Annotated in this window: 18 protein-coding genes and 1 pseudogene; 4 read left to right on the forward strand and 15 right to left on the reverse strand. The window is 72.4% G+C overall.

Going from position 1 to position 24,002, the window contains the following annotated elements:
- Position 1: 1 nt before the first annotated feature.
- Positions 2-2,041 carry a glycosyl hydrolase family 28-related protein gene (locus ASF78_RS18245; RefSeq protein WP_056592921.1) on the reverse strand — a complete coding sequence of 680 codons (2,040 nt, stop codon included), beginning with the start codon at positions 2,039-2,041 and terminating at the stop codon, positions 2-4.
- Positions 2,042-2,261: 220 nt separating this feature from the next.
- A complete protein-coding gene (locus ASF78_RS18250; RefSeq protein WP_056592924.1) occupies positions 2,262-3,752 on the reverse strand; it encodes a glycosyltransferase family 39 protein in 1,491 nt (496 codons plus the stop codon).
- Between the two features lie 59 nt (positions 3,753-3,811).
- Here ASF78_RS18250 and ASF78_RS18255 point away from each other — a divergent pair, with 59 nt between their 5' ends.
- Complete coding sequence (locus ASF78_RS18255) at positions 3,812-4,588, forward strand: aldo/keto reductase (RefSeq protein ID WP_056593978.1); 777 nt, start codon at positions 3,812-3,814, stop codon at positions 4,586-4,588.
- Between the two features lie 3 nt (positions 4,589-4,591).
- Here ASF78_RS18255 and ASF78_RS18260 read toward each other — a convergent pair whose 3' ends face one another.
- Positions 4,592-6,076 (reverse strand): PQQ-binding-like beta-propeller repeat protein, encoded by a 1,485-nt coding sequence (locus tag ASF78_RS18260; RefSeq protein WP_056592927.1) that lies wholly within the window; start codon positions 6,074-6,076, stop codon positions 4,592-4,594.
- 21 nt (positions 6,077-6,097) lie between these two features.
- Positions 6,098-7,564 carry a PQQ-binding-like beta-propeller repeat protein gene (locus ASF78_RS18265; RefSeq protein WP_056592930.1) on the reverse strand — a complete coding sequence of 489 codons (1,467 nt, stop codon included), beginning with the start codon at positions 7,562-7,564 and terminating at the stop codon, positions 6,098-6,100.
- Positions 7,565-7,630: 66 nt separating this feature from the next.
- Between ASF78_RS18265 and aztD the strand changes: the two genes are divergently transcribed.
- A complete protein-coding gene (gene aztD / locus ASF78_RS18270) occupies positions 7,631-8,881 on the forward strand; it encodes a zinc metallochaperone AztD (RefSeq protein ID WP_056592933.1) in 1,251 nt (416 codons plus the stop codon).
- Positions 8,882-8,921: 40 nt separating this feature from the next.
- Here aztD and ASF78_RS18275 read toward each other — a convergent pair whose 3' ends face one another.
- The 5 genes and pseudogenes from ASF78_RS18275 to ASF78_RS18290 form a co-directional block, all read right to left on the reverse strand.
- Positions 8,922-10,397: a PQQ-binding-like beta-propeller repeat protein gene (locus ASF78_RS18275; RefSeq protein ID WP_056592937.1), complete on the reverse strand. Its 1,476-nt coding sequence runs from the start codon at positions 10,395-10,397 to the stop codon at positions 8,922-8,924.
- Positions 10,394-11,860 carry a PQQ-binding-like beta-propeller repeat protein gene (locus ASF78_RS18280; RefSeq protein WP_162243376.1) on the reverse strand — a complete coding sequence of 489 codons (1,467 nt, stop codon included), beginning with the start codon at positions 11,858-11,860 and terminating at the stop codon, positions 10,394-10,396. Before ASF78_RS18280 ends, ASF78_RS18275 begins: the two co-directional genes overlap by 4 nt.
- Positions 11,861-11,894: 34 nt before the next feature.
- Positions 11,895-12,653, reverse strand: coding sequence for an RNA polymerase sigma factor (locus ASF78_RS23435; RefSeq protein ID WP_369816351.1), 759 nt, complete (start codon positions 12,651-12,653; stop codon positions 11,895-11,897).
- A pseudogene (locus ASF78_RS23440) lies at positions 12,627-13,100 on the reverse strand (sigma-70 family RNA polymerase sigma factor); the annotation flags it as partial. The gene ASF78_RS23435 and the pseudogene ASF78_RS23440, both read right to left, overlap by 27 nt.
- Positions 13,097-13,435, reverse strand: a complete 339-nt coding sequence (locus ASF78_RS18290; RefSeq protein ID WP_056592948.1) for a YciI family protein — start codon at positions 13,433-13,435, stop codon at positions 13,097-13,099. The pseudogene ASF78_RS23440 and the gene ASF78_RS18290, both read right to left, overlap by 4 nt.
- Before the next feature lie 124 nt (positions 13,436-13,559).
- On the opposite strand from ASF78_RS18290, the gene ASF78_RS18295 reads away from it, so the two are divergent.
- The gene (locus ASF78_RS18295) at positions 13,560-14,345 is read left to right on the forward strand and encodes an alpha/beta fold hydrolase (RefSeq protein WP_056592951.1); all 786 of its coding nucleotides are present in this window, start codon (positions 13,560-13,562) and stop codon (positions 14,343-14,345) included.
- On the opposite strand, the gene ASF78_RS18300 is transcribed toward ASF78_RS18295, so the two are convergent.
- On the reverse strand, positions 14,346-14,885 hold the full coding sequence (locus ASF78_RS18300; protein ID WP_056592953.1) for a hypothetical protein: 540 nt from the start codon (positions 14,883-14,885) through the stop codon (positions 14,346-14,348).
- A gap of 146 nt (positions 14,886-15,031) precedes the next feature.
- A complete protein-coding gene (locus ASF78_RS18305; RefSeq protein WP_082495187.1) occupies positions 15,032-16,681 on the reverse strand; it encodes a glycosyl hydrolase family 18 protein in 1,650 nt (549 codons plus the stop codon).
- A gap of 385 nt (positions 16,682-17,066) precedes the next feature.
- Between ASF78_RS18305 and ASF78_RS18310 the strand changes: the two genes are divergently transcribed.
- Positions 17,067-17,306 (forward strand): hypothetical protein, encoded by a 240-nt coding sequence (locus tag ASF78_RS18310; protein WP_056592956.1) that lies wholly within the window; start codon positions 17,067-17,069, stop codon positions 17,304-17,306.
- Here ASF78_RS18310 and narI read toward each other — a convergent pair.
- Genes narI through ASF78_RS18330 form a run of 4 tightly spaced genes read right to left on the reverse strand, consistent with a single transcriptional unit; the run spans position 17,303 to position 23,998 of the window.
- Positions 17,303-18,046 (reverse strand): respiratory nitrate reductase subunit gamma, encoded by a 744-nt coding sequence (narI, locus tag ASF78_RS18315; RefSeq protein ID WP_056592958.1) that lies wholly within the window; start codon positions 18,044-18,046, stop codon positions 17,303-17,305. The genes ASF78_RS18310 and narI overlap by 4 nt on opposite strands.
- Complete coding sequence (gene narJ / locus ASF78_RS18320; RefSeq protein WP_056592961.1) at positions 18,043-18,648, reverse strand: nitrate reductase molybdenum cofactor assembly chaperone; 606 nt, start codon at positions 18,646-18,648, stop codon at positions 18,043-18,045. The genes narI and narJ overlap by 4 nt, the downstream gene beginning before the upstream one ends.
- The gene (narH, locus tag ASF78_RS18325) at positions 18,645-20,306 is read right to left on the reverse strand and encodes a nitrate reductase subunit beta (protein ID WP_056592964.1); all 1,662 of its coding nucleotides are present in this window, start codon (positions 20,304-20,306) and stop codon (positions 18,645-18,647) included. Before narH ends, narJ begins: the two co-directional genes overlap by 4 nt.
- Complete coding sequence (locus ASF78_RS18330) at positions 20,306-23,998, reverse strand: nitrate reductase subunit alpha (protein WP_056592967.1); 3,693 nt, start codon at positions 23,996-23,998, stop codon at positions 20,306-20,308. Before ASF78_RS18330 ends, narH begins: the two co-directional genes overlap by 1 nt.
- Positions 23,999-24,002 lie beyond the last annotated feature (4 nt).

Below are 24,002 nucleotides of genomic sequence, written 5' to 3' on the forward strand. Positions count from 1 at the left end.
GTCACCAGGGCGACGGCGCCGGAGGGGCCACGACCGGCGGGCGGTCGTCGCACGTGATCGTGTTCGGCAGCTGCCACGACCCGAACCATGGACCGGTGGTGCCGCCGCCGTCGTTGCCGCCCAGGTCGACGGACGACCACTCGGACCCGGTGGGCGGGAAGTTGAACGACCCGCAGTTGTTGATGCCGACGGCACCGACGTTGCGCGCGTCCACGTTCTCGAACGTCGCCGACCCGGCCGCCCGCGCACTGAGCACCGAGGTCCCGGTGCCGTCGACGCGGAGGTCCTTGAAGTGGAGGTTCGTGACCGAGTAGAGGTCCTTCACCGGCCAGTCGGCGACGACCATGATCGCGTTGTACGTGCTGTCGAGGACGTGGTCGCCGACCACCTGGATGTCCGCCTCGATGTCCCCCTGGAGCGCGTAGAACCAGATCGCGCCGAGCCCGATGTTCCAGTTGAGCTCGTACGTGCCGGCGCGGACGGTGGTGTTGTCGGTGATCCACAGGCTCCCGGTGAACGGCTCGGCCCCGAACCGCGACCCCACCTGGATGCCGCTGCCCTCGCGGATCGGGTCCGCCACGAGGTTGCCGACGAGCGTCGTGTCGTGGCCGCCGTAGATCGCGATGCCGTTGGCGAGGGTGGGCGTCTGGACCGTGTTGCGCTCGAACCGGTTGCCCGAGTTCGTGGTCTTCTCCGCCCACATGGCGAGCCCGTCGTCGCCGGTGTTGCGCACGAAGTTGTTCGACGCGACGGAGTTGGTGACGCCGGTGTGGAAGTTGAGCCCGTCGGCGATCTGGTCGACGACGTAGCTGTTCTTCACGACGAGGTTGTCCATCGGCCCGTCCACCCACACGCCGACCTTGGTGTGCTGGATGTACAGCCCGTCGATCGTGGAGTCGCTCAGCGCGCCGCCGATGCCGTTCACCTGGTCGGTGTCGATGCGCTCACGCACGTCGCCCTGGATCGCGAACCCGGACAGGTGCACGTTCGACGACCCACCCTCCGCGGCCGACTTGCCGTAGAACCCGACACCGGTGTGCACGGAGCCGTCGGGTGCCGGGGTGGGCAGCGCGACCTCGCGACCCTTGATGGTCGTGTACCAGGACCCCGAACCCTCGATCGTGACGTCGTCGACGATGATGTGCCGGTTCACCTGGTAGACCCCCGGCGGCACGTACACGGGCAGGTCCTTCTTCTGCGCGTACGCGATGGCCTTGTCGAACGCGTTCGCCGAGTCCTTGCGGCCGAACGGGTCGGCGCCGAAGAGAAGGACGTTCGCGGCCTTGAGGCGGACGTGCGGCAGGCCGACCTGCTCGGAGTCGAGGAGGTCGATGGTGGTCGTCGCCGCGTTCGTCCCGACCGGGGCCGTGAGGCGGACCTTGGCGCCGGCGGGGTAGGTGCGACCGAGGAGCAGGCGCTGCTCGTCGTAGAAGTGCATGGGCCGGAACGGCGTCGTGATCGTCGGGGTGGGCGTCGTCGCGGCAGGGACGCACGCGCACTCGGTGATCCACCAGTCGGGGTGCAGCAGCCCGGCGTTCGGGTCGTTGCTGAACGGGTACTGGTTGTAGAGCCACGAGTACTGCGAGGTCAGCGTCATGGTCCGCTTCCCGGAGCCGTTGACGGTGACGTCGAGCGGGGCGGTGATCCCGCCGCCGGTGGGCGAGTCCGGGATCGAGTACCGGACCGTCAGCGCGTTCGCGGCCTTCGGCAGCGTGAACTCCACGTACTGGCCGGGCGCGAGCTGCACGGCCGAGCGGCCCGACGCCTCCGCCGGCAGCGTGTAGGCGGTCCGGTCGGGGCCGATGACCGTGCCGGTGGTGACGGCCTTCTCGGCCTCCTGCTCGAGGAAGCTCACCGCGGCGCCCCGCCCGCTGACGAGCGCGGGATCCAGGGCGGCGCGCGTGACCGGGGTGGGCGCCGGTGCGGGGGGCCGCCCGTGGGCCTGGGCGGCGCTGCCCGTGCCGACGACGACGACGGCTGCGAGGACGAGCGCGAGAGCGCGTGCCGCGCGACGGCCTGACCAGCTGACTGTGTTCCTCACGGAGCGCCTCCTTGCGCCGCCGGGACGGCGCGGGGTGCCTGAGGGGCACGGCGCCGGATGGACGGGACACACCGTACGTTCTGGACAATCAGCGAGACAAGACTGGATAGCACAAAGCAAGAACTTACGTAGTTGCACGCAAGGACTGTCGATATCGACCAGGATCGGGTCAGCCCGACGACGCGGGTCGGTGTGGGCGCAGGATGCGCCGCCGCGAGACTCAGGCAGACAGTCTGCTGACCTCGTCCCACACGTCGGCCCACGAGCCGCGCGGCCCGTCGCACACCTGCACGAGCCCGCCCTGCTCCTCGTTGTCGACGTCGACCCCGTTGTCGACGCGTCCCACCTCCCGGCACCCGACCGCCCAGCCCGGGGCGTCGCCGTACCCGACGAGCACCACGGGTCCGGCGAGGTCGGGGCCTGGCGGACCCCATGCGGCGTACCCGTTGTGCCCGCTGAACACGGGCACGTCGGACCCGTACCACTCCAGCGCCCCGGCCTCGCCGTAGTTCGCCGTGACGACGAGTGCGGCGCCGCTGTCCGCCACGGCCCGGCCGACGGCCTCGACGAGCTCGGGCCAGCCGATCATCTCCGCCTGGTCGTCGTTGAGCTCCGGGTAGACCGAGGCGCCGAACGTCCGCTCGGGCAGGAGCGGGAGCGCGGCGGGCCAGGCGACGAACGCGCTCAGCGCGAGCACCGCACCGGCCACGACCAGCCCTCGTCGCGACCAACGCTCCTCCAGCCCGCACGCACCCGCCGCCAGCAGCACGGGTACCGCGCCGACGACGTAGTACGCCTTGCCGCCGGTCACCAGGAACAGGACCACCAGCACGAGGAACGCCCACGCGAGCGGCTTCGCCCGCACCAGCGCCGGGACGCGCAGCAGCCGCACGAGCCCGTAGATCCACAGCGCCGCGGCGACGGGGCTGAACTGGACCAGCAGGAGCCCGACGAACTCCAGGCGCGGACCGACCCCGGAGTACTCGTCGCGGATGTCGGCGGCGAGCTCCAGCTGCGGCCAGCCGTGGGTCGCCTGCCACAGCAGGTTCGGCAGCCAGAGCAGCAGGGCCAGGCCGACCCCCGCCCAGGCCCACGGCGAACGCAGGTGGTGCCGGGCCTGGGGGGTCAGCGCGACGCCGACCACGATCGCGGCCAGCAGGAACGCGACGAGGTGCTTGTCCAGCAGCCCGACCCCGCCGAGCAGCCCGACCAGGAGCCACCCGCGGGGTGCGTCGCGGGACAGCGTCCGCAGCACCACGGAGACGATTGCGACCCAGAAGAGGGTGTCGATCGTCGTCGTCGACAGGATGTGACCGAGCGTCACGACGACGACACCGGTCCCCGTCGCGACGGCCGTGAGCAGCTGCGCCCCGGTCCTGCCGCCCAGCTCCCGGGCCGTCAGGGCGGCGAGCACGACGACCGCGGCGGCCGCGAGCGCGCTCGGCAGGTGCAGCGCGACGAGCGAGCCCGGTGCGAGCAGGTCCGTCACGCGCGCGATCAGCGGGGTCAGCGGCGGCTGGTCGGGGTACCCCCACGCAAGGTGCCGGCCGGCAGCGACGAAGTAGAGCTCGTCACGGTGCGGGCCGTACCGCCCGGACGACGCGACGAGCACCGCGAGCACCAGGCCCGCGGCGGTGAGCACCCAGCGCGTCGCGAACGGAGCCACGGCCGGGGGGACACCGTGACGCCGACCGACGTCGGCGACGACCACCCGGGGAGCGTAGCGACACCGTCGGGCGCAGCGGGAGGTGCCGGGTGAGGATGGACCTCATGATCTCTGTACCGGTCCCCACCCTCACCCTGCCCGGCGGGCAGATCCCCGTCGTCGGCCTCGGCACCTGGCAGTCCGAGGGCGGTGCCGCGGAGCGCGCGGTCAGCGCGGCCCTGCAGCTCGGCTACCGGCACGTCGACACCGCCACGGGGTACGGCAACGAGGCGGAGGTCGGCCGGGCGCTCGCGACCATCGACGTCGACCGCGACGACGTGTTCGTCACCACGAAGCTCCCGCCGGACCACGCCGGCCGCGCCCGCCGCACGCTCACCGAGTCGCTCGCGGCCCTGGGCACCGACCACCTGGACCTGTGGCTGATCCACTGGCCGCCCGGACGCCAGGCGTCCCCGGAGACGTGGCAGGTGTTCCGGGAGGTGCGGGACGAGGGCCTGGTCCGCTCGATCGGCGTGTCCAACTACTCGATCGCCCAGCTCGACGAGCTCATCGCCGCGACCGGCGAGGCCCCGGCCGTGAACCAGATCCCGTACAGCCCGCGTGACCACGACCCGGACCTGCTGGCCGCCCACCGCGAGCGCGGCGTCGTCGTCGAGGGGTACAGCCCGCTCAAGCGCACGGACCTGGGCGCGTCGGCACTGACCGACGCGGCGCAGGCCCACGGTGTGACACCCGCGCAGGTGGTGCTGCGCTGGCACGTCCAGCACGACGTCGTGGTCATCCCGAAGTCGACGACGCCGGAGCGGATCGCGACCAACCTCGACATCCTGGGGTTCACGCTCACCGCCGAGGAGATGGCGGCGATCGACGCGCTGCGGTGAGCGTCACTCCAGGACGGTGACCTCGCTGGTCACGTTCGACCAGCCGATGAGCACACCGTGGAGCAGCTGGACGTCGGAGACGCCGTCCGGGAACGGGACCGTCCGCGTCTCGTCCCCGCTCGCGAGGTCGAACACGGTCACGCCGCCCTCCCGGCTGCCGTCGTACGACGAGGACAGCAGCAGCAGGTCGCGACCGTCGGTGGCGAGCGAGCCCTCGCCGTAGGACGGCAGCGGGTGCCGCCAGACGACCTCGCCGCTGCGGCCGTCGAGCGCGAGGACCTCGGTGGAGGTGGTCAGGTACACGCGGCCCCGGATCACGAGGGCGCCGTAGTTGGGCTGCACCTTCGCCTCCCACAGCTGCTCGCCGGTGCGGCGGTCCCATGCGTACGCGTGGCTCAGGTACGTCAGGACCACGCCCGGCAGGCTGCCGTCGTCGACGCTCACGTGCACAGGCTCGCCGCGGAGCACGACGTCCCCGGCGGGGTCGGCGTCGGGGGCGAGCAGCGTCGTGGTCTGCCCACCCGTGCCGCCGTAGGACGTGATCGAGAACGTGCCCGTGATGGGGTCGGTACCGAAGCTGGCGTCGCGGCTGACCTCCCTGAGGTCGTCGCGGACGCGCTCCCCGGTCGACGACAGGAGGACGAGCCCGTCGTCGTCGTACAGGGCGATGGCGGCGCCGGCGGCGAAGAGTCCCCAGTACTGCTCCTCGGGCGTCTCGTGCGGGTCGGCGTCGGCGGGCTCCTGGTAGCGCCACTGCTCGTCGCCAGTCCGCACGTCGTGCGCGACCACCATGACGCCTCTCTGCGGGTCCCGCGTCCCGACCACGACGAGGTCGTCGACGACCGCGAGCTGCGAGCCGTCCTCGACGGCCCACTCGACGATGACGCGCCCGTCACGGATGTCGAGCACGACCACCCGGCTGGTGGTGGCGGGAAACCGCTCCTCGGTCCCGTCGTTGTCGTAGCGCACGAACCCGTCGGAGGCGAGGCACACGGCGACGGTCGCACGTCCCCCGCGCTCCGCGTCACCCTGGCACCCGCCGCCGTAGCCGTTCTCCGGTGACGCTGCGCGCCGCGCGTCCGGCCCGACCAGAGGGGTCGACCAGAGCGTCTCGCCCGTGCGCTGCTCGGTCGCCGTGAACGACTGCGACCCGTCCGGCGCGACGAGCAGCGCGGCAGTGCGCCCCTCGCCGATCTCGACCACGGACCACAGGGTGTTCGCGTCTGCGTCAGACATCGTGCGCAGCACCTCCAGCTCGTCGCCGAGCGGCGGGAAGACGCCGGGGACGGAGGCGAGCCGCGCGGCCGCGGCGTCCTCGCGGGCGTCGACGACGAGCTGCGTGCCGACGAGCGACAGGGCGACCAGACCGGCGCCTGCCGCGATCCACCACAGCCCCTTGCGGTTCCGCGCGGGCACCTCGGGCTGCTCGGTGACGTCGTCGTCACCGTCGAGGAGCTCGACCTCCCGCATGTCGCCACCGTGCGCCATGGCGGGACTGTACCTGCCGGGTCAGTCGAGGAGGGTGACCTCGTCGAACGTCACCGTGAGGCCCAGGAGGCGCCCGTCGCGGACCTGGATCGCGGCGACCTCGTCCGGGGCGTCGAGCGCCCGGAGCCGCTCACCCGTCGCGAAGTCGTAGGAGGTCACCCCGGCCGGACCGGCGGCGCCGCCCGCGACGGACAGCAGGAGGAGGTCCCGGCCGTCGGTCGCCAGGCCGGAGCTCATGCAGGCGGGTGCCTTCGTCTCCCACACCTGCTCCCCCGTGCGGCCGTCGAGCGCGGCGATCCCGCTCGACGTGCACAGGAAGATGCGACCCCGCACGACGAGCGCGTCGTACACGTCGGCGAGCTCACGGTCCCATCTCGCCCGACCGGTCTCCTCGTCCCACGCGTACAGCTTGTCGGCCGACGTCAGCACGAGACCGGGCACGCTGTCGTCGTCGACGGACCGCCCGACGACGCGACCTCGGAGCACGCGGTCACCGGCGGGGTCCCCGTCGCGGGCGAGCAGCGTCGTCCCGCCTGGCGCGCCAGGTGCGTCGGTCAGGACAGAGGTCAGCATCGGCAGCCCGGTACCGTCGTCGGTGCCGAGCGCGTTTGCCTGCACGTCCTGCCGGATCACCGTCCCCGTCGCGGAGAGCATCGTCAACCCGTCGTCATCCGCGTACGCGACGAGGTCGCCGGCGGTGTCGATGAACCAGACGCCGACCGGGTCGGACCTGTTCACGACGCTCGGGTTCTCGTGCCGCCACCGCTCCGCCCCGGTGCGGGCGTCGTGGGCCACGATCTCGAGGGCGTCGCCGTCCTTCCGTCCGACCAGCACGAGGCCGGGCAGCACCGCGACGCGCGCGTCGTGCTCCACGTCCCACTCGGTGATCAGGTGCCCGTCGGCCGTGTCGAGCACCGCGACCCGCGTGACGGTCGCCGGGACCGACTCCTGCGGCTCGGCGTACGAGGACACGTCGTAGCCGTCGGTGACCGTGCAGACGGCGTACTCCGGCACGGCCGCTCCCGGCGTGGGGTCCGGCAGGCACCGGCCGCCCGAGCTGCGGAACCGGACAGCTGCCCGCGCGGCGTCCGGACCGAGCAGCGGCGTGGACCAGACGACCTCGCCGGTGCGCAGCTCGGTCGCCGTGAAGGCCTGCGAGCCGTCCTCGCCGACCCGGAGGTTCGCCGTCGTCCCGTCCTCGACCGGGATCGCGTCCCGCAGGGCGACCGTCTCCTCCTCGTCGAGCGCGCGGACGGTCTCGATCTCGTCGCCGAGCGGGGCGAGGACTCCCGGGACCGCGGCCAGTCTGGCCACGGCTGCATCCTCCCGGGCGTCGACGACCCACTGCACGCCGAGGAGCACCAGCACGACCGCCACGACGGCCGCCGGCAGCCACCAGCGCCTCACCCGCGGCCCGGCGGCGGGAGGGGTCGGCTCGGGGGTGTCGTGGAGCAGCTCGACCTCCTGCGTCACCCCGCCGCGCGCCATGCAGGGACACTACAACTACTGACGGAGTAATTGATATTCGTTCTCATTCGCTGTTACGGTCGCGCCATGACCTCCACGAGAGCTGCCCTGCGACGTCGGACGACCTTCGCCGGGCTCGCCCTGCCCCTGACCCTGCTCGCCGCCTGCGCGGGTGCCCCGGCTGACGCCCCGACCCCCGAGAGCACGTCCGACGCCCGCGAGACCGCCACCCTGGAGTCCCGTCTCGTGCTCACCTACGACGGTGGCCTGCAGGTGCTCGACGCGAGCACGCTCGAGACCCTCGCCGACCTCCCGCTCGACGGGTTCACCCGCGTCAACGACGCCGGCGACGGCCGGCACGTCCTCGTCTCGACGGAGGAGGGCTTCACCGTCCTCGACGCCGGGGCCTGGGCCGAGGCCCACGGGGACCACTCCCACTACTACGCGGCCGACCCCGAGCTGACCGGGACCGTCTTCCCCGCCGAGAAGCCCGGTCACGTGGTGCCCCACGACGGACGCACGGCCCTGTTCGACGACGGCACCGGCACGGTCACCGTGGTCGACAGCGCGCACGTCGCCGACGGTCCGGAGGGTGCCCGCACCCTGACGACCCCGTCGGCGCACCACGGCGTCGCCGTCGAGCTCGAGGACGGCACGGTCGTGGTCAGCGAGGGGACCGAGGACGCCCGGACCGGCATCCGGGTGCTCGACGCCGACGGCACCGAGACCGGCCGCTCGGACGCGTGCCCCGGGGTGCACGGCGAGGCGGTGGCCGCCGACGAGGCCGTGGTCGTCGGCTGCCAGGACGGCGTCCTCGTCTACCGGGCGGGCACGATCACCAAGGTCGCGTCCCCGGACGCGTACGGCCGCATCGGCAACCAGGCCGGCACCGAGGCGTCTCCCGTGGTGCTCGGCGACTACAAGTCCGACCCCGACGCCGAGCTCGAGCGGCCGACCCGCGTCTCGCTCGTCGACACCGTCGCCGGCACCCTGCGGCTGGTCGACCTGCCCGCCAGCTACTCGTTCCGGTCCCTCGGCCGCGGCGCGGACGGGTCCGCCCTGGTCCTCGGCACCGACGGCGCCCTGCACGTCGTCGACCCCGCGACGGGGCAGCTCGTCCGGTCCGCCCCGGTGGTCGAGCCGTGGACGGAGCCCGAGGACTGGCAGCAGCCCCGGCCGACCCTGCGCGTGCTCGACGGCATGGCCTACGTGACGGACCCCGCTCAGCGCCGGCTGCACGTCGTCGACCCTGTCACCGGGGAGATCTGGAAGAGCGTCGGGCTGACGGTCACCCCGAACGAGCTGACCGGCGTCGCCGGCGCCACGCACTCCCACTGACCGACGGGCGCCCCCGGCGGAACCCCGGGGGCGCCCGTCCCTAGCCGAGCACCACCACCCGACCGTCCGTGCCCCGGCCGAGCAGCAGGTGCCCGACGGAGAGGCTGAACCGCAGGCTGTCGGGGAACGGGACCCGCCACACGGTGCGGCCGTCATCGAGGCCGTAGGCGACGAGCTCGCTGATCCCGCCGGTGAGGGGCTGCTCGGCGGTGACCACGTGCCGTCCGTCCGTGACGAGGAACCCCGGCGCGGTGCCCGCCACGGTCGCAGCCCGCCACAGCAGGTCACCGGTGTCCCCGTCGAGCGCGACCACCCCGGCCCGGGTGCTGACGAACACCCGCCCGCCGAGGACCAGGGCGGCGTTCGACGACGCGACGACGTCGGACCTCCAGCGCTGCTCGCCCGTGGCCGCGTCCCAGCCGCGCACGTCCCCGCTGGACGTCAGGACGAGCTCCGGCACGCTCCCGTCGTCGACCGTGAACGGCAGGACCTCGCCCGGCACGTCGACATCGGCGCGGCCCCGCTCGACGAGCGTGGACAGCAGGGTGCCGGAGCCGGTGGTCGACAGCAGGACGAGCCGGCCGGCGACGGGGTCGACCACGTGGTCGGCGTCCCCCGGCCGACTCGAACGCAGCACCTCGCCCGACGACGACAGGACGGTGGCCGTCCAGCCGGGGACGGTCACGCCGACGAGGCCGTCGACGGCGACCAGCCGCACCTCGTCGGCGAACGCGCGGCGGTCGGCACCCGGCGCGGGCGGGCTGAACCGCCAGCGGACCTCACCCGTGAGCAGGTCCCGGCCCGTCACCTCCGTCTGCGCGTCGCGCGCGGGGACGGCCACGACCGCCAGCCCGCGCACCGCCGCGAGCGAGGTCGCGCCGGGTGCGGACGTGTCGGCGACGACGTGCCCGTCGCGGGTGTCGAGGACGACCACCCGGGTGGTCGTCGCAGGCTTGCGGGTCTCGACGCCCTCGTCGCCGTACTGCACGAAGCCGTCGCTGACCAGGCACGCGGCACGGTCCGGCGCGCCCTCGTCGACCGGGACCGCGACGCAGGTGCCGGCTGCGGTCCGGTCCAGGGACCGCGCCCGGTCGGCGTCGGGTCCGAGCAGCACGGTCCGGAACCGCTCCCGACCGGTGCGCTGGTCGAGCGCGACGAACGCCTGCGACCCGTCGGTGGCGACCGCGAGCCCGAGGACCGCACCGTCGACGTCGATGCCCTGCGCGATCACCGCCCTCCGGGTCGCGTCGGGCTCCCACAGCACGTCGACGTCCGCAGCGACGGGCCGCACGACCCCCGGCGTCGCCGCGAGGCGCTCCCCGGTCGCACGCTCGCGCGCGTCGAGGACGACCTGCGTGCCGGCGAGCGCCGCGACGACGCCGACAGCGACGCCGACGACCCACCGCCACGCACCGCGGCGCCGCGCAGGGGGTGCCGGGGCGGGAACGGGTTCGCCCGTCTCGTCGAGCTCGACAGGCTGCATCGCGCCGGCGCGCGCCGGTCGGGCGAGGCTCATGAGCTGCCCAGCACGGCAGCGGGCGTGGGATCGGCACCCTCACCGGCGACGAGCACGTGCCCCTGCGACCACGCCGCGTCGAGCCCGTCGGGCAGCGGCACGCGCCACAGCCGCTCCCCGCCGGGCAGCGAGAACGCGACGAGCGAGCCCGCGGCGGAGCCCTCCTCGGGCGTGAGGCCGACCAGAAGGACCCGGCCGTCGGTCATCAGCCGGACGAGCTGGTCGTACGAGCCGATGCTCGCCGACCACGCGACCTCCCCGGACCGGCCGTCGTACGCCACGACCTCCCCGGGGGCGTCGCCGCTCGTGCAGTAGACCAGCCCTTGCAGGACGAGGACCGGACCGCTGGTGTGCCGGTCGGTCTGCCACAGGTGGTCGCCGCTGGTCGCGTCCCGGGCCTGCATGCGGGAGCCCTCGATCAGCTCGATCCCCGGCAGGCTGCCGTCGTCGACGGACCGGTGGACCAGCCGGCCGGGGATCGTCACGTCGGCCCTGCCGGGCTGCACGATCGTCGTGACCGGCCGGAACGCCAGGTAGCCCGACAGCACCTCCAGACGGGTGGCTGCCTCGTCGCGGGAGAGCCGGTCGTACCGCTGACGTTCCCGCGCGACCGTGCCGTCGGCCCCGAGCAGCGTCACGGCGGAACCGACCTCGAGCACCGCGACACCGCCGCCCAGCGCGAGCACGCCGAAGCCCGAGACGTCGCCCACCGGGTCGAGCGCGGGTCGGCCCGAGGTGTAGCGCCAGCGTGCCTCGCCGGTGAGCAGGTCCTGCGCGGTGACCTCGGCGTGCCCGTCGTGGCCGGGGACGCCGACCGCGACGAGCCCCGGCAGCACCGCGAACGCGATCGCGGGCGGCGCCGTCCGGTCCGCGACGACCCGCCCGTCCGCGGCGTCGACGACGACGACGCGGGACGTCGTGGGTGGTCGCGTCACGGTCAGGCGACCGCGGATGCCGATCGCCAGCAACGCGTCGGACACCAGGCAGGCGACCCGGTGCGCGGTGGCGTCCGTCCCCGCGTCGGGCACCGGCAGGCACGACGTCACCGAGGCCCGTGCGCCGCGCTGCGCCAGCACGACGTCCGGGTCGGCCAACGGCGCCGCCCATCGCTCGGCCCCGGTCCGCGCGTCGAGCGCCACGACGCTCTGCGCCCCGTCCGCCCCCGTGCGCACCCCGACGAGGTCCCCCTCGACCGCGACGCCCTCCGTGAGCACCTCCGTGTCGGTGGCGTCCACCCGCCAGAGCGCGCGCACGTCCGCCTCGACCGGGGGAAGGACACCGGGCAGCTGCGCGAGGCGGCTGGACAGGGTGCGGTCGCGGGCGGCCAGGGCGAGCTGGGCACCGACGAGCACGAGGACGACGACGAGCAGCACGGCCCACCAGCGCCGGACGCGTCCGGCGGCCCGGACCTCGTCCGCAGCGACGGCCGGGTGGCCGTCGTCGACCACCTCCACCTGCTGCATGCGACGCACCGGCCCCATCCCGCGACAGTAGGCCTCAGGCGCGCAACCTGCCCTGGAGGTAGGCCCGCTCGGCCTGGTTCGCCGTCCGGGTGAGCGCCTCGCGGTACGCCGACGCCGCCTCGTCCGTGCGACCGAGCCGACGCAGCAGGTCGGCGCGGACCGCGGGGCGCACCGGGTGGTCCGGGGTCCCGGCCAGCGCGTCGAGACCAGCCTGCGGGCCGCTGGCCATGCCGATCGCGACCGCCCGGTTCACCTGCACGGCGGCCGACGGCAGCACGGCCACCAGCTCGTCGTACAGGCTCACGATCCGGTCCCAGTCGGTGTCCGAGGGCGTCGGGGCGGTCGCGTGGCACGCCGCGACCAGCGCCTGGAGCTGGTACGGGCCGACGCGCTCGCGACGGACCGCCCGGCGCAGCTCGGCGAGGCCCGCGTCGATCGCGGCGCGGTCCCAGGCGTCGCGGTCCTGCTCGTCGAGCGGGACGAGGGCGCCGTCGACATCCGTGCGGGCCGACGCCCGCGCGTGCTGGAGCAGCATCAGCGCGAGCAGGCCCGCGGCCTCCGGGTCGTCCGGGACCAGTCCCGCCAGCACGCGGGCCAGGTCGATCGCCTCGTGGCACAGGTCGACGCGCACCAGGTGCGGACCCGCGGTCGCGGCGTAGCCCTCGGTGAACATCAGGTAGAGCACCGCGAGCACGGCGGGCGTGCGCTCGGGCAGCCGGGCCGCCGGCGGCACCTGGTACGGGATGCCGGCCACCGCGATCTTGTGCTTGGTCCGGACCAGCCGCTTGGCCATCGTCGGCTCGGGCACCCCGAACAGGCGCGCGATCTCGGCCGTCGTCAGCCCGCACAGGGTCCGCAGCGCCAGCTCGACGCGCGACGACAGGGACAGCGCCGGGTGGCAGCAGGTGAACAGCAGCCGGAGGCGGTCGTCGGAGATCCCGCTGTCCAGGGCGTCGAGGTCGGGCTCGGGCTCGTGGGCCAGCGACCGCACCTTCTGCGCGCCGATCCGCTCCCGCCGGATGCGGTCGACCGCCTTGTTGCGCGCGGTCGTGGTGAGCCACGCGCGCGGCACGTCCGGGATGCCGTCGCGACGCCAGGTGCGCAGGGCCGCGGCGAACGCGTCCTGGGTGCACTCCTCGGCCAGGTCCCAGTCGCCCGTGACCCGGATCAGGGTGGCGACGAGCCGCCCCCAGTCCTGGGCGAACGTGTCGGCGAGCACCCGCTCGACATCGTCCGTCACGAGACCCGCACCGGCCTGACCTCCACCTGCCCGAACGCCGCCGCGGGGTGCGCCGCCGCGATCGCGACCGCCTCGTCGAGGTCGGCGCAGTCCACGACGGCGAGCCCCCCGACCTGCTCGCGCCCCTCCGCGAACGGGCCGTCGGTCAGCAGGACCTCGCCGTCACGCAGCCGCACGGTCGTCGCGGTCGCGCTGTCGTGCAGCCCGACGTGCGCGCGCAGCACCCCGCGCTGCTCCAGGTCGGTGATCCAGGTGTCGAACGAGCCGGCCGCCGCCTCGCGCAGGCGCGTCACCGCACGCTCCTCGTCGGCACTGATGAGCAACAGGTACTGCATGACGGCTCCTGACTGTCGACGGCTGGTCCTTGCCCCTGGACGAGCGGCGGGCGCCTCGATGGACAGTGTCCATCGAGCGCCGTGCTCTTCGTCCTTCCGGGAGACCATCCACGAAGGAGCCCTCATGCAGACCCTCACCTCCGCCGACGGCACGACGATCGCGTACGTGCACGCCGGGACAGGCCCGGCCGTCGTCTTCGCGACCGGCGCGTTCAACGACCACACCACGTGCGCCGACGTCGCGGCGCTGCTGGAGAAGGACCACACCGTGGTCACCTACGACCGTCGCGCGCGCGGGCGCAGCGGGGACACGGCGCCGTACGCGATCGAGCGGGAGATCGAGGACCTCGCCGCGGTGATCGACATCGCGGGCGGTGCCGACGGTGGTGCCGCGGTGTTCGGGTTCTCGTCCGGCGGCAACCTGGCCCTCGCCGCGGCGGCGGCCGGTGTCCGCATCACGCACCTCGCGCTCTACGAGGCTCCGTTCGCGCTGGGCACCCTGCCCGCGCGTCCCGCGGACCTGCCGCAGCGGCTGGCGGCACTGATCGCCGACGGGAGGCCGGACGACGCCGTCGCGCTGTTCCAGACGGAGGGTGTCGGCATCCCCGCCCCCCTCGTCGAGCAGTTCCGCAGCTCGCCGGGCTGGGCGTCGCTGGTCGCGATCGCGCAGAGCACCGTCTACGACGCGACGATCACCTCGGTGCTCGGCGTACCGACGGAGGCGATGCGCGCGGTGGACGTCCCGACGGTCGTGATCACCGGCGCGCAGACCTGGCCGGGTCTGCCGGAGTCCGCCGCCGCGCTCGCCGCGCTGCTGCCGCGGGCCCGCCACGTGGTGGTCCCGGGCGGCGCCGACCACGGCATCCCCCCGGAGGCGACCGCCACGGTCGTGCGGGACCTGCTGGCCTGATCACCAGCGGTGCGCGACGTCCACCACCAGGCGTGACCACGTGCCCGGCCCGTCGAGCACGAAGACCCGGAACGGCAACCGTGCCCGGACGCCGAGCCCGATCGTCGTGTACCCCTCGTAGGACCCCGCGGACACGACCTGGCGGAACGTGCGGTACCCCGCGACGTTGCGCAGCTCGAGCGGGTTGGCCGGGTTGTACGTGGGGGTGTAGTTCTCGTCGTGGGCCGGGTTGTTCACCGTGATCTGCAGCACCATGCCGCCGCGGAGGGCCGTCGACTCACCCGAACCGGGGTTCACCAGGTACCGGCCGTAGGACACGTGGTACCCCCCGACGTCACCGGCGACGTCCACGACAAGCCTGTCGTAGCACGCGTGCTGACCGGTGCGGACGTCGACGATCGGCGACGGCCACACGTCTCCCGCCGTCTCGTCGAGCGACCCCCACACGAGTCCGCAGTACGGCGCCGCCGTGGCCGGCGACGCAGGAACGATCAGGAACGCGCTGACCAGCAGCACGACCGACAGGAAAGCTCGCCTCATCGCACGACTCCTCACGTCGCGCGGGCCTCACCGATGGATGCCCGATCATCCAGTTTACGGCCGGAGAACCGGGACAGATGAGGTGAAAACGACGTGACGCCCGGCCGCCGGGGAGAGGACCGGCGGCCGAGCGTCAGCGTGGTGGCCTACTTCAGGCCGTTGGACAGCGCGCTGATCAGCTCGCCGTTGGTGGTGTCACCGGACAGCTCCCAGAAGAAGGCGCCCCCGAGGCCCTTGGTCTTGGCCCACGACGTCTTCCCCGCCAGCGTGCTGGGCGTGTCGTAGCCCCACCACTCGGAACCGCACTTCGCGTACGCCGTGCCGCCGACGGTGCCCGTGGCGGGGCACCTGGTCTTGAGGACCTTGTAGTCCTCGATGCCGGCCTCGTACGTGCCGGGTGCGGCGCCGGTCGCCGACCCCCCGGGTGCGGTCTGCGTGACCCCGGTCCAGCCGCGGCCGTAGAAGCCGACGCCGAGCAGGATCTTGTTCGCCGGGATGCCCTTCGCGATGAGCTTGTTGACGGCCGCCTCGGTGTTGAAGCCCGCCTGCGGGATCCCCGAGTAGGACGTCAGCGGTGAGTGCGGTGCCGTCGGACCCGTCGGGTTGAACGCCCCGAAGTAGTCGTAGGACATCGGCATGATCCAGTCGAGCTTCTGCGCCCCACCGGCGTAGTCCGCGGCGTCGATCTTGCCGCCGGTGCTGCCGTCGGCCGTGATGGCCGCCGTGATCAGCTTGCTGCTGCCGAACTTGTTGCGCAGCGCCGTGATGACGTTGTTGAACGACGCGGGGCCGCTCGAGTCGCAGGACAGCCCGCACGCGTTCGGGTACTCCCAGTCGATGTCGATGCCGTCGAACAGGCCGGCCCACCGGGAGTCGTTGAGCAGGGTGTAGCAGGAGTCGGCGAACGCGGTCGGGTTGGCTGCCGCCTGCGTGAAGCCGGACGACCAGGTCCAACCGCCGAAGGACCAGATGACCTTCAGGCCCGGGTTCATCGCCTTCAGCTTCTTGAGCTGGTTGAAGTTGCCGCGCAGCGGCTGGTCCCACGTGTCGGCGACGCCGTCGACGGAGTCGGCTGCCGTGTACGCCTTGTCGTAGGCCGCGTACGAGTCACCGATCGAGCACTTGCCGCCGGTCGTGTTGCCGAACGCGTAGAGGATGTGGGTCAGCTTCGAGGCCGAGCCGCTCGTCTGGATGTTCTTCACGTGGTAGTTGCGGCCGTACACGCCCCACTCGGCGAAGTACCCGACGAGCTTCTTGCCACCCGGGGGCGGCGGCGTGGTGGTGGTCGGGGTCGGCGTCGGGGTGGTCGGCGTCGGGGTCGGGGTCGGGCTGGTGGTCGGCGTGCTGGTGGGGGTCCCGCCGGTGCAGGCCACGCCGTTGATGCTGCACGCCGTGGGGGACTTGAACGGACCCGTCGCGACGTAGCCCCACGTGAACGAGGCTCCGGGCGCCACCGGGCCGGCCCAGCTCTTGCTCTTCGCCGTGTAGTGGTTCCCGGCCCGCGTGACGTCGGCGTCCCACGAGCTGGTGACGGTGTCCCCGGCGGGGAGGTCGAACTCGAGGGTCCAGGCGTTCACCGGGGCGGACCCGGCGTTCGTCACCTTGACCGTGACCTGGTGACCGGTGCCCCAGTCGCCGGCGGAGGTGAAGGTGGCACCGATCGAGCCTGCTGCGAACGCCGGCTGGGTCACGACCAGTGCGGCGAGCAGCGTCATCACCGCGGCGAGAGCCGTGGTGATCAGGACGGGACGTCGTCGTCCCGTCGGGGTCGAGCTGGAGTGCTGAGCGAAAGCCATCGTGCGGTTCCCCTGTCCATCGTCGGAGCGTCGAATATGTAAGGAGTGTGTACTAATGGTTCACAGTGACGCTAACAACCGTCACAGGGTGAAGTCAACGGTTCGCCGATGACCGCTTCGCCCGTCTTACCCGGTACAGATCGGTGGGAAAGCGCACTCTCTGACCTGCGTGGACGCGCTACCACGACCTAGGTGAAAAGCCTCAGAAATGACGCGAGGAATGCCGAGGTACGAGTGGCGCCGCGACATTCTTCGGGCGGCCTCAGATGTACGTGGACGACGTCGACGCGCTCCTGGTGGGTAGTGCCGCGCGTGTCGTCACAGTCGTGTGGGTGGCGGCGAGGAGCATGGGGACGGAACGAACAGGACGAGGGAGGTCGAGGACATGACCGTCGTCGATCAGCATCACCACATCGCAGCGGAGACCGAGGCGCAGGTCCGCCGGGAGGTCGCCGGCGCCTCGTGGTTCAGGCTCGCGTCAGCGACCAGCCAGGCGCACCACGCCGTCGACGACGCCCGCCGGAGCCACGACGACGACGCGCTGCTGCGGGCCCTGGACAGGCACGCGGTGCTCGAGCGCCTCCTGGCCGAGGCGACGAACCGCCTGCACCCGCCCCGCGGCTAGCGCCGGACCCGGTCGTCGGACGGGCTCCAGCCCGGTCGGGCCGCCCGGCTGCCCGTGCGGTCGGAGCGGCTGCGGTAGACCACGTACGGACGCCACAGGTAGAAGACCGGCACGCTCAGCACGTGCACCAGCCGCGTGAACGGCCAGAGCGCGAACAGCAGCATCGCGACCATCGCGTGCGCCTGGAAGCCGAACGGTGCGTCGACCATGAGCTCCGGCTTCGGCTGGAACAGGAAGATGCCCCGGAACCACTCGGAGACGCCTTCCCGGTAGTTGTAGTGACCGTTCAGGTTGAGCACCGACCCCGCCACCGTGTTCCACACACCGAGCACGATCACGAGCGCGAGGAACAGGTACATGACCTTGTCCATCCGCGTGGTCGCGCTGAACACCGGCCCGACCGTGCGGCGCCGGTAGATGAGCAGCGTGAGCCCGACGAGCGTGCAGAATCCCGCCACGGCGCCGATCGAGACGGCCATGACGTGGTACACCTCGTCGGAGATCCCGACCGCCTGCGTCCAGCTCTCCGGGATGCCCAGCCCCATCACGTGCCCGAGGAACACCGCCAGGATGCCGAAGTGGAACAGCGGGCTCCCCCAGCGCAGCAGCCGGCTCTCGTAGAGCTGCGACGAGCGCGTGGTCCAGCCGAACTTGTCGTACCGGTACCGCCACCAGTGCCCGAGCACGAAGAACGCCAGGCACACGTACGGGATGACCACCCAGAGCAGGACGCCGTTCATCGCGGCATCCCCGCCATCGCCCCGTAGGGCTCGAGTCCCACCTGCTCGCCCGGGGGGCCCTCCGCGGCCAGCCGGGCGACGGCCTCCCGCTCGTCGCCGCGCAGCGCGGGCAGCGTCGAGCACACGGCGGTCAGTGCCGCGGCCCACGGCGAGCCGCGGTCCACCAGGGCGAGCCGGAGCAGCTCCAGGCCGGCGCGGTGCTCCAGCAGCAGCCGCGTGCCCACCTCGACGTCCTCGGTGGCGCTGAACTCCAGCACGACGCACAGGTGGTCGGGCAGCTCGTCGGCGCTGACCTCCAGCCCGGCCGCCCGGTACGCCCGCTTGAACGCGAGCAGGGCCATCCCCCGCTCCCGGGTGTCCCCGTACGCGTAGTAGGTGAGGTGCAGGCAGACCTTGCGGTGCAGGTCGAAGGTGTCGACGTACTCGGCGGTCAGGGCCTCGAGCGGGGTGGCGACGAGGTGGTCGAGCAGCGGCTCGAACGCGGGCGTGGGCGCGACGGCGCGCAGGGTCGGGACCTGGGCGACCAGCTCGGCGGTCGGGTACTCCAGGAGGAGTGCCGCGATCCGGTGGGTCAGTGCCGCGCCGCGGCGGTCGCGTGTCATGACGGGTCCTTCCGCTCGGGGAACAGACCCGGGGGCGGGGAGCCCTTGCCGTCCCAGTTGAGCAGGTTCACGCGGCCGCCCTGACCGCCGGTGGGCGTGACCTCGTCGGCGGTCTGCCGGTCCTTCAACGCCAGGAAGTTCTCGACGGCCAGCGGCGTGCCCGCCCCGGACCCCTCACCGAACGGTCCCGAGCCACCCATGCCCGGGCCGCCCTCGTAGTCGAGGCTGCACTCGGTGGCCAGCTCCTCCAGGTCGTGCGCGGCCTCCGCGTGCGCGGGCGGGATGACGTACCGCTCGTCGTACTTGGCGATGGCCAGGAGCCGGTACATGTCGAGCATCTCCTGGTCGGTCATCCCGACGGCCGCGGGGATCGACGGGTCGGCGTCGCGACCCATCGAGATGTCCCGCATGTAGGACCGCATGGCCGCCAGCTTCTTGAGCACGCCGGTGACCGGGACGGTGTCCCCCGCGGTGAACAGCTCCGCCAGGTACTCCACCGGGATGCGGAGCTGGTCGATGGCCGCGAACAGGTTGCCCTTCGCCTCGGCGTCCTCCCCCGTCTCCGCGACCGCGTCCACCACCGGTGACAGCGGCGGGATGTACCAGACCATCGGCATCGTCCGGTACTCCGGGTGCAACGGCAGCGCCACCTTGTACGTGCTGATCAGGGACCAGATCGGGGAGCGCTGCGCCGCCTCGATCCAGTCACGCGGGATGCCCGCCCGCTCGGCCTCCCGCACCACGGCGGGGTCGTGCGGGTCGCAGAAGACGCCGCGCTGCGCCTCCAGCAGGTCGTGCTCGTCGGTGACGGAGGCCGCCGCCAGCACCTTGTCGGCGTCGTAGAGCACGAGGCCCAGGTAGCGCAGGCGGCCGACGCACGTCTCCGAGCAGACCGTCGGCAGGCCCACCTCGATGCGCGGGAAGCAGAACGTGCACTTCTCGGCCTTGCCGGTGCGGTGGTTGAAGTAGACCTTCTTGTACGGGCACCCGGTGACGCACTTTCGCCAGCCCTTGCACTGGTCCTGGTCGACCAGCACGATCCCGTCCTCGGCCCGCTTGTAGATGGCCCCCGACGGGCACGACGCCGCGCACGACGGGTTGAGGCAGTGCTCGCAGATGCGCGGCAGGTAGAACATGAAGGTCTGCTCGAGCTCGAACTTCACCTTCTCGGACACCTTGGCCAGGACCGGGTCGTGCGCCAGGGTGGCGGCGCTGCCACCGAGGTCGTCGTCCCAGTTGGCGCTCCACCCGATCTGCATCGGCTCGCCGCTGATCAGCGACCGCGGCCGCGCCACCGGCGTGTGCTCCTGCAGCGGCGCGGTGGTCAGCGTCTCGTAGTCGTACGTCCACGGCTCGTAGTAGTCGTCCAGGGACGGCATCTTCGGGCTGACGAAGATCGTCGCCAGGTTCTTCAGCCGGCCACCCGCCTTGAGCTTCAGCCGGCCGCGCTTGTTCAGCCGCCACCCGCCCTGCCAGCGTTCCTGGTCCTGGTACGTGCGCGGGTAGCCCTGCCCCGGCCGCGTCTCCACGTTGTTGAACCAGACGTACTCGGTGCCGGCCCGGTTGGTCCACGCCTGCTTGCACGTCACCGAGCAGGTGTGGCACCCGATGCACTTGTCGAGGTTCATCACCATCGACATCTGCGCCATGATCCGCATCAGTACTGCACCTCCTGCGAGCGCCGGCGGATCACGGTGACCTCGTCGCGCTGGTTGCCCGTCGGGCCGAGGTAGTTGAACGCGAAGGTCAGCTGCGCGTAGCCACCGATGAGGTGGCTCGGTTTCATGAGGATGCGGGTCAGGGAGTTGTGGATGCCGCCGCGCTTGCCGGAGGTCTCCGAGCGGGGGACGTCGATGAGCCGGTCCTGCGCGTGGTGCATGTAGACCGTCCCGGCGGGCATCCGATGGCTGACGATCGCGCGGGCGACGACGACGCCGTTGCGGTTGACCGCCTCGATCCAGTCGTTGTCCTTGACCCCGATCGTGTCGGCGTCCCGCTGGCTCATCCAGATCCCCGGACCGCCGCGGGACAGGCTGAGCATCAGCAGGTTGTCCTGGTACTCGGAGTGGATCGACCACTTGTTGTGCGGGGTCAGGTACCGCACCGCGATGCCGAGCTCGCCGTTCGACCCGATCTGCGGCTCCCCGAACAGGGCCGCCATGTTCAGGGGCGGCCGGAAGACCGGCAGGTTCTCCCCCAGCTCCGTCATCCAGTCGTGGTCGAGGTAGAAGTGCTGCCGGCCGCTGAGGGTGTGCCACGGCTTGAGTCGTTCGACGTTGATGGTGAACGGCGAGTAGCGACGACCACCGGACTCCGACCCGGACCACTCGGGGGACGTGATGACCGGCGTCGGCGCCGCCTGGGTGTCCGCGAACGTGACCTGCTTGCCCTCGTGCTCGGCCGCCAGGTCGGCCAGCTTGCGGCCGGTGCGCTTCTCCAGCGTGTGGAACCCCTCGGTCGCCAGGTGCCCGTTGGTCGTGCCGGACAGCGCGAGGATCGCCTCGCACACGTGCACGTCCCGCTGCAGCGACGGCCGCCCGTCGCCTGCACCCCCGCGGACCAGCCCGTTCTTGTGGCCGAGGTAGTCGATCGGCCTCGTCAGGTCGAACGTGATGCCCTTGGTCGTGGCACCCAGCGTCGACGCGAGCGGCCCGAGCGCCCCGAGCTTGTCCGCGACCGCCGGGTAGTCCCGCTCGACGACGACCAGCTTCGGCATCGTCACGCCCGGCACCGGGTCGCACTCACCGGCCTTCCAGTCGCGCACGATCCCCGACGGCGTCGCCATCGCGTCGGGGGTGTCGTGCGTCAGCGGCACCGCGACGACGTCCTGCCGGACCCCGAGGTGCGTCGCGGCCAGCGCGCTGAACGCCTTCGCGATCTCGTGGAACGCGTCGAAGTCGGTGCGGGTCTGCCACGGCGGCGAGATCGCCGGGTTGAACGAGTGCACGAAGGGGTGCATGTCGGTGCTGCTCAGGTCGTACTTCTCGTACCAGGTGGCCGCCGGGAGGACCACGTCGGAGAACACCGTCGTCGACGTCATCCGGAAGTCGAGCGTGAGCAGCAGGTCGAGCTTGCCCCGCGGCGCCTCGTCCCTCCAGACGACGTCGCGGGGCCTGTGCTCGGGCGGCGCCTCCTGCGCACGCAACGACGAGTCGGTGCCCAGGAGGTGCTCGAGGAAGTACTCGTTGCCCTTGGCGGAGCTGCCCAGCAGGTTGGACCGCCAGATCGTCAGCACGCGCGGGAAGTTCTCGGGCGCGTCCGGGTCCTCGCCCGCGAAGCGGAGCGTCCCGTCCTGCAGCGCCTTGGGCACGTACTCGCCGGCCGGGACGCCCGAGGCCGCGACGTCGTCGGCCAGCGTCAACGGGTTGCGGTCGAAGGTCGGGTAGCTCGGCATCCAGCCGAGCCGCGCGGACTGCGCGAGCACGTCGGCGGTGGTCATCCCCGCCCACAGCCCGCCCGCCTTGCTCGCCGCGAGCGCGTCGGCGCCGAAGTGGTCGTACCGGAACTGGTCGGTGTGCAGGTACCAGTACGCGGTCTGGATCATGTTGCGCGGCGGCCGCGACCAGTCCAGGGCGTTCGCGTACAAGCCGTACCCGGTGATGGGCCGGACCTTCTCCTGGCCCACGTAGTGCGCCCACCCGCCGCCGTTGACGCCCTGCGTCCCGCACAGGTTGGTGAGTGTGAGGAACGCGCGGTAGATCGTGTCGGCGTGGAACCAGTGGTTGGTGCCCGCGCCCATGAGGATCATCGACCGGCCCGTCGACTCCTCCGCGTTCGCGGCGAACTCGCGGCCGATCTTCTCCGCCTTGCGGGCGGGCACCCCGGTGATCGTCTCCTGCCAGGCGGGCGTGCACGGCGACGACGCGTCGTCGTACCCGGTCGGCCACGACCCGGGCAGCCCCGGGCGACCGACGCCGTACTGCGCCAGGAGCAGGTCGAACACCGTGGTGACCGTGCGGCCGGCCACCTGCCTCGTCGGGACGCCCCGCACGATGCTGCCCGCGGACCCGTCGACGGCGTCGAACCGCGGCAGGGTGACAGCCGCGGTGCCCGAGCCCGCGCCCGCGGCGCTGAGCTGCGGTCTCACGTCGGAGAGGTCCAGGTTCCAGCGGCCCTCACCCTCGGCGCCGAAGCGGAACCCCAGCGAGCCGTTCGGCACGACCGGCTGCCCGGTCGTCTCGTCGAGCAGGACCGTCTTGAACTCGGCGTTCTCCGAGGTCTCGCCGAGGTCCTTGGCCGTGACGAACTTGCCCGGCAGGAACCCGTCACCGTCCGGCTCCAAGGAGACGAGGAACGGGAGGTCCGTGTACTGCTTCACGTACCCGTCGAAGTACGGCGTGGTCCTCTCGACGAAGAACTCGCGCAGGACCACGTGCCCCATCGCCATCGCCAGCGCACCGTCCGTGCCCGGCGCGGGCGCCAGCCACTCGTCCGCGAACTTCACGTTGTCCGCGTAGTCCGGGGAGACCGCGACGACCTTCTGCCCCCGGTACCGTGCCTCGACCATCCAGTGCGCGTCGGGCGTCCGGGTCACCGGCACGTTCGAGCCCCACATCACCAGGTAGCCGGCGTCCCACCAGTCCCCCGACTCCGGCACGTCCGTCTGGTCCCCGAACACCTGCGGCGACGCGACCGGGAGGTCCGCGTACCAGTCGTAGAACGACAGCATCGGGGCACCCAGCAGGGCGTAGAAGCGGGCACCGACCCCGTGCGACACCATCGACATCGCGGGGATCGGGGAGAACCCCGCGATCCGGTCCGGGCCGTGCTCCGTGATCGTGTGGACGTGGGCGGCGGCGACCATCTCGACCGCCTCGGCCCACGACGCCCGCACCAGCCCGCCCTTGCCGCGGGCCGCCTTGTAGCGCGCCGACCGCACCGGGTCGCCGACGACGTCCGCCCACGCCAGCACCGGGTCCCCCAGCCGCGCCTTGGCCTCCCGGTACATCTCCAGCAGCAGCCCGCGGACGTACGGGTACCGGACCCGGGTCGGCGAGTAGGTGTACCAGGAGAAGGCCGCGCCGCGCGGGCAGCCCCGCGGCTCGTACTCGGGGCGGTCCGGGCCGGTCGACGGGTAGTCCGTCTGCTGCGCCTCCCACGTGATGATCCCGTCCTTGACGAAGACCTTCCACGAGCACGACCCCGTGCAGTTCACGCCGTGGGTCGACCGCACCACCTTGTCGTGGCTCCAGCGGTCCCGGTAGAACGTGTCCGCGTCCCGCCCGCCGATCTGGTGCAAGGTGCGCAGGTCCGCCGACACCTCGTTCTTCCGCAGGAACCGCCGCGTCCGCAGCAGCGCCTCGACGACCCCCTCGTCCAGGCCCGGCCGGCGTCCCTGCTCGATGGTCATGAGG

It is taken from the genome of Cellulomonas sp. Leaf334 (assembly GCF_001424195.1).
In the GTDB taxonomy this organism is placed as follows: Bacteria; Actinomycetota; Actinomycetes; order Actinomycetales; family Cellulomonadaceae; genus Cellulomonas.

Bases quoted from the DNA above. Each gene is read 5' to 3' on its own strand.
- ASF78_RS18255 (WP_056593978.1), top strand. From the start codon at position 3,812: ATGATCTCTGTACCGGTCCCCACCCTCACCCTGCCCGGCGGGCAGATC.
- ASF78_RS18260 (WP_056592927.1), bottom strand. From the start codon at position 6,076: ATGGCGCACGGTGGCGACATGCGGGAGGTCGAGCTCCTCGACGGTGAC.
- ASF78_RS18265 (WP_056592930.1), bottom strand. From the start codon at position 7,564: ATGGCGCGCGGCGGGGTGACGCAGGAGGTCGAGCTGCTCCACGACACC.
- aztD (WP_056592933.1), top strand. From the start codon at position 7,631: ATGACCTCCACGAGAGCTGCCCTGCGACGTCGGACGACCTTCGCCGGG.
- ASF78_RS18275 (WP_056592937.1), bottom strand. From the start codon at position 10,397: ATGAGCCTCGCCCGACCGGCGCGCGCCGGCGCGATGCAGCCTGTCGAG.
- ASF78_RS18280 (WP_162243376.1), bottom strand. From the start codon at position 11,860: ATGCAGCAGGTGGAGGTGGTCGACGACGGCCACCCGGCCGTCGCTGCG.
- ASF78_RS23435 (WP_369816351.1), bottom strand. From the start codon at position 12,653: ATGGCCAAGCGGCTGGTCCGGACCAAGCACAAGATCGCGGTGGCCGGC.
- ASF78_RS18290 (WP_056592948.1), bottom strand. From the start codon at position 13,435: ATGCAGTACCTGTTGCTCATCAGTGCCGACGAGGAGCGTGCGGTGACG.
- ASF78_RS18295 (WP_056592951.1), top strand. From the start codon at position 13,560: ATGCAGACCCTCACCTCCGCCGACGGCACGACGATCGCGTACGTGCAC.
- ASF78_RS18300 (WP_056592953.1), bottom strand. From the start codon at position 14,885: ATGAGGCGAGCTTTCCTGTCGGTCGTGCTGCTGGTCAGCGCGTTCCTG.
- ASF78_RS18305 (WP_082495187.1), bottom strand. From the start codon at position 16,681: ATGGCTTTCGCTCAGCACTCCAGCTCGACCCCGACGGGACGACGACGT.
- ASF78_RS18310 (WP_056592956.1), top strand. From the start codon at position 17,067: ATGACCGTCGTCGATCAGCATCACCACATCGCAGCGGAGACCGAGGCG.
- narI (WP_056592958.1), bottom strand. From the start codon at position 18,046: ATGAACGGCGTCCTGCTCTGGGTGGTCATCCCGTACGTGTGCCTGGCG.
- narJ (WP_056592961.1), bottom strand. From the start codon at position 18,648: ATGACACGCGACCGCCGCGGCGCGGCACTGACCCACCGGATCGCGGCA.
- narH (WP_056592964.1), bottom strand. From the start codon at position 20,306: ATGCGGATCATGGCGCAGATGTCGATGGTGATGAACCTCGACAAGTGC.
- ASF78_RS18330 (WP_056592967.1), bottom strand. From the start codon at position 23,998: ATGACCATCGAGCAGGGACGCCGGCCGGGCCTGGACGAGGGGGTCGTC.